This window comes from Shewanella sp. SP2S2-6 (assembly GCF_031931965.1).
GTDB classification, from domain to species: Bacteria; Pseudomonadota; Gammaproteobacteria; order Enterobacterales; family Shewanellaceae; genus Shewanella; species Shewanella baltica.
The window spans coordinates 1-11,807 of the sequence record NZ_JAUOEQ010000060.1 but is presented as its reverse complement, the minus strand read 5'-3'; the positions used below and the strand labels follow the sequence as shown (position 1 = coordinate 11,807).

The window sequence follows — 11,807 nt, the reverse complement described above, 5'->3', positions numbered from 1 at the left end:
GTTCACCACGATAAGAGTGAACCATCTGTATCACCAGATGACCCTATGGCTCTGAAAAAGTAGCGAGCCAGACAACGTAACAAAGTTCAGACACAGACTGGACGACGGGAGCAAAATCGTGAGAGGACGTTCCTCCTGACAACAACAAGTCGGGTGAGTGCTAGGGAGTCAGTACGACGATCATACGTAAATCCGCGTAAGGTGCGTTACAGTGGAAGCAGCGGAAGTGATTTATACGCTGTGGCCAAAATGGCATGGGAGCTGGAAAGGGGTTATCCGATACCCTTTCGTGATCGAAATGCTATCAGCGCTATTGCGGGCGTCTACCCTGACATTGCGCGACATACGGAACACGGTAAGCCTGTATCGCTCCCATTGGGAAAGCTGTCTGTGAAGATCGTCGATAGTGGTGCAGGTAAAGGAGGCTGAAGAAAGCCAATGCTGCATTGTAATGATGCAGATACAGATCTCGTTTCTGGCACGAAAGTGAGCCCACTTCCAGCTGGTCTCCCGTTGCAAGTAAACTAGAAGAACTTTGTTAATGGAGAAACGCAAATGATGACTTCAAATGAAGTTAGTGCCTCTCCTTGCATTGCTCAATGACAACCCATCGATTGGATAATCATTGAGGAAAAGTATCAAAGCTTCAAGTGAGTATTGCGAAGGTAACCTTGTGGTTACTGGGTAACATAGTGCGCCTTAGTGGAGGCTTGAGCCGTATGCAGTGAAAGTTGCACGTACGGTTTCTTAGGAGGGCAGCACCTGGTAACAGGTGTCGCCTATCCGACCATTACGCGTTAGCTGCTTGACATGACTAAGTTCAATATCTGAATATTTTCCAAATTTAGTTATGTTACTGCCTCATATGATGTTCATGTTTATTTGCTCGCAATTTTGCGAGCGACTTCCTTTAGCCCTCCTCACTAAAATTTCTTGTTACTTTCTAGTAGTTAGCGTTTAATAACAGCATGTTATTGAACTGTGAGTTTCTTACAGAGTGTTTTCATCGCCCATGCAAGACGTACATAAGCAAAATTAGGCAATTACAAAATTAAAATAATTTTTTCTAAGATAGGGCGTCTATGCGAAAGATAAAGCTAAAGAAGAGTGAACTTAAGCATTTTTCGGAGAATTACAATACTGACAGGGAATTGGTAGCCTTGAATCAGCAGGAAAACTTCATAAGGACATATCCGTCTGATGAGTTGGTTGATATCAAACTCGCCGAATATGTCATTGGGCGAAAAGATATAGACGAGATAGAAACATTCTGTTATCTCGTAGAGGTTGGAACAAGGAGTTGGGCGAGAATCACCGGATCAACGGCTTATAAATTTGGGATATATTTCGGCCAGACAAAAACTGATACAACCAAAATTTATCGCTTTACCAAGAAGTATGGCGATACCAAAATGAAAGCCTTTAATGCCGTAAAAGCATCTTTGCTAGATCTTATTGAAAGCGCTCAAAACAATGATTACGCAGCAATCGACGGTAACTTGCTATCGCAAATGTTCAAAGCGAAGATCATTTCTCTGTATTTCCCAGAGAAGTTCATTAATATTTGCAGTAAAGAGCATACACTTCTGTTAGCAGAAGAGCTGAAGCTAGAGGCCAATCTGGCAGTCAGTGAATATCAACACCTCCTTTATGACTTTAAAATTCAAAATTCCATTACAGAGTCTTGGTCTAATATCAAGTTTATGTCTTTTTTGTACTCGAAATTCATTAGAAATAATCTTGATGAAGTTTCTCGAAAAAAACTGAAAAAGACTGTACGTAACCATCCCGAAGTTAATTTTCCAGAAAAGAATGATGCTAATGATAAGATTGGCAAGAACAGTGAAAAATTTGCTCTAAAATGGGAAAAGAAAAGATTGAGAGAACTAGAGCTTTCTGAATTTGCAAATAAAATTCAGGATAGGACTAAAAGACCTGGATATGGATATGATTTCTTGTCATTCAATATTGACGGTTCAGAACGCTATATTGAGGTAAAGACCTTAAGACAACTTCCAAATAAAGAGGGTTGTAGTTTTCACCTATCATCAAATGAGCTGGCTAAGTCAACATCCCCAGAGCTCAAAGATAACTACTACTTCTACCTAGTTTCCGTAGAAACGGGGGCTGAAGATCTCCCCGTCCCAGTAAGGCTTGATGCTTTCCTTGCAGAAGAGGTTCATGAGGCATCTATCAAGAAGCCTACTTCTTACGCTGTTTCAATGGAATATGAGTAAACTGTCGTTAATGCTTTCTATGTAGTTAACCATTGAATTTCGGTGTGTATATAGAGTTTTTTATATTTTTAATATCATGACAGGCTTCATTCGTAGCATGGAATTGCCCCAAAGTGAGTTAACTCAAAATGTTGAGTAGTCTTCAGCTAATTACGTTTGCCATACATACATGCGCTAATGGATAGGAAAAATACAAGACCTGACCCAGAAGCCCTGTCGATAGGGTGAAGTAAGGGCGATAAATGCCCTTTAAGCACTTAGGTTAATCATTGATGTTCAAGTGAGTATTGCAAAGGTAACCCTTGTGGTTACTGGGTAACATAGTGCGCCTTAGTGGAGGCTTGAGCCGTATGCAGTGTAACTTTAACTGCATATGGCTCTTAGGAGGGCGACACCGCCTGTTACCAGGTGCCGCCTATCCGACCTTTCTTAGTTAGTGTCAACACACCTATATGACTCGATGCTAGGTTAGCAATACCTTTACTAATCCATTAATACTACTCAATGTTTGATTGATGAGCATGAATGTATTGATTTTATAGAGTACTTTGAAAGCTCGTTATAACGAAGCATTTAAGAGTTATTCTCAACGCTTGGAATTCAGCATTTTAGGTTAGGCTAAGTGGTATACGGCACAGTGGTTTAGGTTCTGTGATGGCGTTGTGTAGTGGTCAGGAGAAGATCAATTAAAGCATATAAGCAATTGGGGAATTCTGTTGTTGCCCCCGTATTTATGTCTGTAGAAGACTTATTAGGTCCACTAATAAAGAGCTCGTAAACCAATCAAAAAATTGAAGTGTTGAGCTATTTATTCATGTTTTAAAGATAAATTACATAAAAGAAGGAACCTTAAATTGGAAATGACAGAAGCTGAAATTAGGACTCTTATAGCTAAAAATATTAAGGGCTTTAATCCAAAGTTAGAGTTAATCGAAGAAGAATTCAAAGTTGAAGCGGATGACGGAACTAAAGGGTCCATTGATATCCTAGCCAAAGATAACCTTGGCTATTTAACCATAATTGAGCTAAAAAAGAGCAAGCACAGCGAAAGAAGCGCGATTCAGCAGCTATTTAAGTATTCAGCTATGCTTAAAGATTCTTTGAGTATCCCGCAAGAAAAAATCCGTAGAATAATTATATCTACTGACTGGAGAGAACTTAGAACTCCTTTCGCTGAATTCTCAACTTACGCGGATTATCCGATAAACGGTTACAAATTAACAATCAATGACGGCCAGTTAAGTTACGAGAAAATTATTTTAGAGAAAGAAGACATTGATAAAGAGCCGGCTACAAAGTTTCACTTGTTTAAATTTTCAAGTCAAAAAGATAGAACTAGGGCTGTGGATGTAATAAATAAGATCGCTTCAAGAATCACAGAGCTCAATCTTCTTGTTTTTAATATCGAGTTAAATCAACCGAAAATAGAGGGATGTTACCCGCATCCAGATTATGGCTTTGGCATTATCATTATATTTTTTAGTTGTGCTTATGAGAGTGTCTTGCAGAAATTAGACATAGCTGCCGAGGAGTATACTCCTTACGGTAGTCGTGACTGTTTAAGTGAAAAACTTTTAGTTTCTCTTGCTTTTAGAGTTAGGCTTACTCGAGGGTTTGAAAATAAAATAGCTTACGATTATGAGTACGAGCGCCTCGCTTCTTTTAGCAACTACTTGAGTTGGTACCCCGTCGATAAAAACTATATATCATTTGGAAAAATGTTTAGTAGAGCGTCTCTTTATATGTCAAAAGATGACGTTTTACGACATGCTAATGGAGTAAATGGTATACATCCGTATCTTTTTGAAGAATGTTCTTCCACAGAAAATGCCGCAGATTTTTTAGTTTTTAGACAGCGATTAAGTAAATTTATAGCTCATAACAGCGAATGGCAAAAAGTTATAAACTATCTTCTCAATAACTTAGGTAATGACGAAGAAATAAGAGTCTTCATTTTTAACCCTCTGAATATTATTGCATTAATTAATGATTATATTTCTAAAATAGAAAACCCTAGAGTTCCTAAGTTATACATTGAAATAGAAAAATCAGATGGTCAGGTTCAATCCTACATAGGTACTCTCATGTGTGAGGGGAGAGGTATTTTTTCGGGTGTAGTGGAAAAAATCCAAGAAACCTATGGAAGTGTTACCAACTTCAAAAAAAGGCTACTCAACAATACTGAACCAAAGAATGATGAAAAATTATCAACAATTTTGGGATTAAAACACTTTATAATGAGTGGAGATAAGCGCTTATTGGTAAATGATGGACAATTAGAGAAAACAGCGATCAACCTAGAAAAAGTTGGGTTGCATGTTTTTTTCTTGGATAATATTCAAGTAATTGATGAAGTAGCAAGGTTTTATAATGATAATCAAATCTCGGATGGGTTAATTCAGTTTTCCGCAGAAGATTTTTAAGCAGTCTGGCGGAGAATATGTGAGAGATAATACAATATTTTATTGATTGAATAGCCCTACCTTGAAAAAATTTTGGTAGGGCTTTTTAAAGTCCATAACGGACTGGCGGAGTACAATTGCCTCGAATCTGAAATAGCATGCCTTCATACACCTACATAAAAATCCAACCAGTCTATTGAATTATTGCGTCTGTTCTCGAATTCAGATAATAACTGCGACAAGAAAGCTCTACCAGGGGCTATTGCAGCTTAATAAGTTCAAAATCAATCAGTACCTCACCTACGGCAAAAGCTCTCTTACGTCACATTCCAAAACTTCGGCCAACTGATAAGCCTTTTCGAGCGTGATGTTTACCTCGCCACGCTCTATTCGTCCCACATAGCTGCGGTCAATCTCGGCCAATAGCGCCATTTTATCTTGAGAAATACCAAGCCGTTTACGCACTGCACGCAGTTTAGCCCCAAATTGGATCGCTAAGTCTTTCATTTTTCATCTCGTTAAAGAGAAAGACTATCCAAAGTTGCGGCTTACAAAGCCACGGATTATAATCCGCAATATATTTACAATGCTCTTATAATGCCGAGAGCGATCACTAAACAGCCTGCTGCGAGAACGTCATGCCTAAAGCTTCAATCAAAATATGCACGACATTGCATAACATTCTCAAGGACGAGAGCTTCAACAATTTTCAAATAATGGGCCTAAGGGACACTTACATTGCTGTTTCAGCTAGCAGTCGTAGTATTGGTGATACGTACAATTTCATTTATCGTCAGGTCCACAGGCTAGTGCTAAAGGGGATCTTAGATAAAAATGTGGATGAACAGAAGAAGGAAACAACTTACCAAAAGACTGCGAAATTCTCCCAAACAAATTTTATTTTACAAAAATCAGAGGCATCTACATCCATTACAGAATCGCCAACAAGAAACACGCAAAAAAGTAATGCTATTCATCAATTAGAAGAGCGGCTCAAGCAATCCGAAATTGATTTATTTACGAGCATCGGCGAGTCCGAAGAGTATATGCGCTTATATCAATCCTTTCCCGATATGAAAGCACACCTCGAATCCCAGTACTTGCAGGCTCGCGAAACAAGCTCAAAACTACTTGGCCAAATCAAAGCAATTAAATCTGCTATCACCCATCAGCAAAAGTAACCTAATGCAACTTAGACAATGGCAATCAGAGTGTGTCAAACGCGCTCTAAGACACTTTCATAGTGCACATAGACACTTTCTTTGCTTAGCAACGCCAGGGGCTGGAAAATCGATTATGGCAGCCGAAGTTGCTGCGAAACTATTTGAGGATGACTTAATCGACTTTGTACTGTGCTTCTCCCCGTCAGTGAATATATCTCAAGGGATGAAACAGACCTTTTCAAGTCGTCTAAGCTGTCGGTTTGATGGCGTGATAGGTTCAGTTGGTTGCTCTTATACTTACCAAGGGATGTTGGCCTTTAAAGAAGACTTTTGGCAACTGCTAAAAAGAAATAGAGTACTCGTGATCTTTGATGAAATTCATCATTGCGCAGGGAGCTCTCTAGAAGATGCGAACGCATGGGGGGAAGAGATTCTACTCAACATACAAGCTCAAGCGCAGTACACACTAGCGTTAACTGGTACGCCTTGGCGTTCAGATCAAGCACCAATTGTTTTATCTCGATATACAGATCCTGATAATCAAATTCAATGTGACTATGTGTATGGCTTGAAGGAAGCCGTTGCCGACGGTGTATGTCGCAGCCCCCAAATTGTACTGATTGATAATGACAAAATTTTAGTTACTGACGAAGAAAACGAAACAAAGACATACGGTTGCTTAGATGACTTATTTAAATGCTCATCGATTTCGTACCAGTCGATCATCAAAAATCATGAAGCAATTCGACATACTTTAGCGCTAGCAACGGACAGACTTGGAATGATAAAACAGTCCAATCCTAATGCTGCCGGACTCATCGTCGCTTCATCAATATCGCACGCCGCATATATCTTTAATATGCTAAAAACAGAGTTTAGTGAAACTGCTCAGATAGTTACCTACAAAGAAGATGACCCCTCACTTAAGATAAATGAATTCAGAAATAGTACGGCTAACTGGATCGTGAGTGTAGGCATGATAAGTGAAGGAACTGATATCCCTCGTCTGCAGGTCTGCTGCCACCTTAGTAGAGTTAAAACCGAGCTCTACTTTAGGCAGGTTTTGGGGCGTATTTTACGTACAAATGATTCACTTAATCAGCAAGCTTGGCTATACACCTTTGCCGAACCCAAACTTGTCGAATTTGCCAACCGTATAGCAGAAGAGATACCTGATATACCTGTGTTATTTAACGAGCCAATTGAAATTAAGCTCAAACAGGACCCACTCGAAAACCATGATGTATCATTGAAAACGATACTGCCAACTAACATCAACAAACTGAATTTTGGAAGACAATACATAGATAAACAAACACAATCGTATTCTGTAGAGCTTTTATCAAGGAAATTTTTAGGCACCCCAGCATCGTTATCATTTGAGCTTTTAGGTGGTTTTAGAGAAAAAGTGGTATCTACATTTGACTCACCGTTTTAAATCCAAACTTTTAAATTATGGTGCCACTATTTTCCTCAACATTTTTAGTTTTATGGTCGTGATACAAAGCTGAAATAATATGCGAAATTTAAATACCTTTAATTCTAGACGCCCTGCAATCTTGAAAGCCATAAAAATAAATCTATTTGACATAAAAAACAAAATCAAATATGTCTTCACTGGAGAATCAACTATATTTATTTAAGAGCTGATTTAATGAAACGAACGACTAATGAATTGTCCCTACTAGTACGTCAAGCAAAGAGTGGGTCACTGGTCTTACTAAATCTGAGATAGTATCATAACCATGGCGTGGAATTTTTAACATGGAATTTCTTTCATTAAGTAATTGAAGGCATAGCTTCTGTGTTTCCTCATCAAGTTTACCTGTAGCCCCTAAATAACGTGAAAAACTCGATATCTCACTTTCGGTCGGGTTTGATGCCAACCATTTACCAATCTGGGCAACAAACTCCACATCATTCCCTATTCTAGATTTAAGAGCAAAATTAATCCTATCTTGGAAATCCCACATTGAATGACTAGAGCGATTTATCATTCTTTTTACTAATATCCCAAGCTGATCGATTTCAAAACGAGATGCAGCCAGAAGGATAGAAGGTGCGTAATTTTCTAATGTCTCTGATTCACTTAATATCATTTTTTCAACCTCATCGAGGCTCGAATGGTAAGGATCATAGATTGCCATTGCAGAAACGCCATGCTGATAATTTGTATCCCGTAGTACTTTTTCCAACTGAAATAACACCTCCTTATCAGCACTAAATTGATCACGTAAAATATAAGATGCCTCGAAGTATTTTTGAAAGCTTGGCCATGTCCCATTACCTTTTGGACTATTAATACTCAAAATGCAATGTTGGAAAAGCAAATCACTTTTAGGAAGTTCTTTAGCAAGTGCTTGTAACTCTTGGATTCCTATATCACTACTAGTGTTTTTACAATATTCGATAAATAACTGCCGTAAAGTAGGATTAATTGAAATATAAGGGGAAATAATGGCCCAAAAATGAGGTTCAGAACTTATACTTCCTAATCGAGTAATTAAGTCTCGATTAAGGCTTTTATCTAGTTCTCCCCAATGTTCAGCAACCAATCGAAGTAAAGCCTGAGGTTCTCGGCCATAAGAGCCTAAAGAAATATCTAAAGGTTTATTATTCCATTCAAGAGAAGCAAATTGCTCTGTTGCACCATATATCATTATCCCTGCAAAAGCTGCAGCTCGACGCTCAGCATGGTCAACTCCTACAGAAAGTACATCTGAAAGTAGGCGTTGTATCACTGTCTGACGATCAGTGTCAGTGGGGTACAGTGCTTGATAATGCTTGATAGAACCTTGAATTTTTAACGAATAATCTACCTCATTATCATATCTTCCAAGAATTTGCTTTGCGGTATTATTGCGGTCAAACTCATTTGATGCGGCATCGATGATCTGTAGTCGTAAAGTTGAAGTGAGTGATTCCACTTTTTCAGCAATTTTTATCTGAAAAATTGGCTCGTCATTATATACAGAGGCTAATAGTGCAAGCGGGGGATTTCGCTCCTCAAGTATTGACAAGGCATAATCCTTGACCTTGGGCTCATGCGGGTATAGTGAGATTAAGCTCTTGGAATCAGAGTACACAGAATCTGGTTCAGAAAAAATTTTTGTAATCAACACATCAGATATTTCTTTATCTTTACTGACATCTAATTGAGTGAAGGCAGATATCAATAGGTCGAATCTAATATTAAAATTACTTTTAGCAATTCTCAGTAGCTCCTGAATACATGCTTCACGCTCAAGAACTTTAGGTAGCAAACTAACTATATATTGTTTTTGCTCATCTGGCCAAGTGAGAATCTCTTGGATTAGATTTTTAACATCAGGATCTCGAGCAGCCCATCCTTTTACTAAAGGAGCTAAACACCAATAAGCAGACATCCCCTTAGAAAGTCTAACTTTATCTATAAGATATTTTTTTATAACAGGGGATTCTATCTTACTAAAAATTGGTTGTAATTCATGTTCACGATATTCCATTTCATTAGATATAGCTAATGAAATGAGTTTTTCACGTATGTCATGGCGCGCATCTGCAAATCTTAGGACCCATTCCCACTTTTTTGCATAGAAACTAGTAAAAGGATGCCCCTGTTCAAGCTCACTTAATATCCAAGAACAAATTTTAGAATTATTGACATCACAAGTTATTAGGTATTCATGTGCAACATCCCGGTCAATTTCGTAGGCTTCTCTAACAACTTTATCTAATGTATCCAGGCATATCTGGATGACACGACTATTGTTCGGCCAACCATGTATCAAACATTGTTCAGCAACTCCTCTATGGTAATAATCTACTCCATCACTCCAATTTAACAAATTAATCAGAACGTTAAGCTCAGCATCTTCATGAAGTCCTAAGTGTATTTTGCACCAAATAACACTTAACTGAAGTGCTTTATCTTTCGAAGATGAAGCACTATTTAATAGTTCTATTAAAATAGAATTATTTGGCCAACCAATTACTAGAGCCTCTAAGATTAAACCCACAAGGAGCAAATCCGTATCACCACGTAGTAAAGAGATTAACCATTCTTCAACATTAGCATCTCCTTTATAAACCATTGCGAGACTTCTAGCAGCAGCTCGAGAGTTGAGAGCATTATCATCTTTAATTCCATGCTTCAAAATATTTAACAGCACTTCTGTTCGCGACCAATTAGCTAACGCTTTATAAAAGTCTTCTAGATATTCTGTGTTTCTAATTGACCAGTGGTTAAGGTTTTCAGAGGTTTGATCTTTAAGTGTTGGGTTATAAACTCCTTGTAGAGCAGCTGATAGATGTGCTGTTCGTTCATTTATCCAACCTACCCCCGCAATTATGTCAAAACTACGGTTCGCTAACCTTGTCGCAGTAGGCCTATTAATTTCAGCGCCCCCAAATACTACATCAGCGAGAAGTAAACGCCTTTGTATAGCTCCAACGGCATCGTTTTCTGGCTCATCTATAACTCTTACAATCAGTTCCGCCTCAGATCTTCTCGCATTTTGTGCAATCAAATCACCAAAGACATTTCGCCAACGATGATTACTGGCATTTAATCTTACAAATTCTAAAATTTGGTCTATGGGCCAACCATGAATATGAACAGATGCTAAATATTCTTGTAGGCTAGCATGAACAAACCCCACCTCTTCGCGTCCTTTTTCAACAAGTAGGCCCATTGTCTCCGAATTAACGGCGAGAATTTCATTAGCAACATCAGATGCATCCCTAAACGAATAACAGAAACCCTCTGGGTCGGTAAGAAAAGCTTTTATGCATTTGTGTGCCAACTGGATCGGGTATCCGGCATCTCCACCTTTAGAGTGAATCTCGAAAGCTAGCGCAGCAAGTGCATCACGGCGTACATCAATTGAAGCCGCTGATGAAAAACGTGGAACCACATCACCAGCAGCAGTTGCTCGGCTATAAGGATGAAGTTCTAACAAAAGTTCTGTTAATTGCCTTAGTGCTTGTACTTTGTTGATTGGCAAAACGAGCTGACGTACTGCGAGTGCAATTAAACCCAATAACAAAAGAGGGGTTTCAGCTAATGTTGCCAAACCGCGTCCTTTATGTAATTCCTTAAAAAAACGGTTTGTTTGCCAAAGAACCGACTCTTCGTTGGAGGCATCATCATTATTTTGACCGACATTTCGTGAAAACCAAATGGTTGCAATTTCCCTTTGCTGTATTTTTGATAAAGGGGCTAACTGTCCTACAGTCCAGTAGTCAGGAACTCCTCCAATTTTAGAAAGCCCACCAGGCCGAGCACTAACGACAACAGGGATGTTATGTGCAGATACAATAGTCAACATTGCTTGCAAAGTAGTACGTGCAGCCTGTTCATTCGCCCACTCATCAAGCCCATCAACAAACAGCACTATACGAGACTCATCAATAGCCTTATCAATCAAAGTGACTAAATTTGCAGTTAACTGCTGTTGCCATGTTGCACGAAGTAAATCTTTAATACCTACAACTTGTAAACTGGCTTCAGTGAGCCGCACCCATTTCGCAAATGAGATAAATAAAGGTAAGTGTCGTCCCCATTTCTTGGCTACGTCAGGAAACAGCATCTGTTGTCCAAGTAGATCAAGTGCCAGACACCTCAACACAGTACTTTTCCCCGTTCCAGCATGACCGATCAGTGCAATATGATCAGATTCTGCTAGCCAATTTAAGATGGATACACGGCGTAACCGCTCAGTCAGGTGACTTTCCTCCCTCTTAATTGGTGAAGGTGTTTCGGCCTGCAGGGGTTCATGTGTAGATGCTGTAAGTGCACTTTCTTGCTCTTTAGCTAAGTGATTTACTACACTTTCTCTGAACAAAATATCTGGTGCAGAGAAACGTTCCAGCAAAGAGATAGGAGCATGAAGCTTATCGGAAAATGGTGTTGACGTGTTGACGGGAATTTTATCAATCAGTTCAAACCCTGCTTGATAAACTCTTTGTAGCTGTAGTCTGACTCTTTGAATTTCTTCTCCATCCAATTTAAGAAGAATGTCATT

Annotated in this window: 6 protein-coding genes; 4 read left to right on the top strand and 2 right to left on the bottom strand. The window is 38.9% G+C overall.

From position 1 onward, the window contains the following. Nucleotides 1-1,082 precede the first annotated feature (1,082 nt). Nucleotides 1,083-2,237, top strand: a complete 1,155-nt coding sequence (locus Q4Q57_RS21700; protein WP_311891994.1) for a DUF3883 domain-containing protein — start codon at nt 1,083-1,085, stop codon at nt 2,235-2,237. A gap of 860 nt (nt 2,238-3,097) precedes the next feature. Next, entirely contained in the window at nt 3,098-4,660 is a 1,563-nt protein-coding gene (locus Q4Q57_RS21695) for an endonuclease NucS domain-containing protein (RefSeq protein ID WP_409438208.1), read from the top strand. Nucleotides 4,661-4,939: 279 nt separating this feature from the next. Here the strand turns inward: Q4Q57_RS21695 and Q4Q57_RS21690 are convergent, their stop codons facing one another. Beyond that, nucleotides 4,940-5,146: a helix-turn-helix transcriptional regulator gene (locus Q4Q57_RS21690; RefSeq protein WP_311891993.1), complete on the bottom strand. Its 207-nt coding sequence runs from the start codon at nt 5,144-5,146 to the stop codon at nt 4,940-4,942. A 131-nt stretch (nt 5,147-5,277) separates the two neighbouring features. On the opposite strand from Q4Q57_RS21690, the gene Q4Q57_RS21685 reads away from it, so the two are divergent. After that, the gene (locus tag Q4Q57_RS21685) at nt 5,278-5,820 is read left to right on the top strand and encodes a response regulator (protein ID WP_311891992.1); all 543 of its coding nucleotides are present in this window, start codon (nt 5,278-5,280) and stop codon (nt 5,818-5,820) included. 4 nt (nt 5,821-5,824) lie between these two features. Further along, entirely contained in the window at nt 5,825-7,240 is a 1,416-nt protein-coding gene (locus tag Q4Q57_RS21680; RefSeq protein WP_311891991.1) for a DEAD/DEAH box helicase family protein, read from the top strand. A gap of 229 nt (nt 7,241-7,469) precedes the next feature. On the opposite strand, the gene Q4Q57_RS21675 is transcribed toward Q4Q57_RS21680, so the two are convergent. Further along, the gene (locus tag Q4Q57_RS21675) at nt 7,470-11,789 is read right to left on the bottom strand and encodes an NACHT domain-containing protein (RefSeq protein WP_311891990.1); all 4,320 of its coding nucleotides are present in this window, start codon (nt 11,787-11,789) and stop codon (nt 7,470-7,472) included. Nucleotides 11,790-11,807 lie beyond the last annotated feature (18 nt).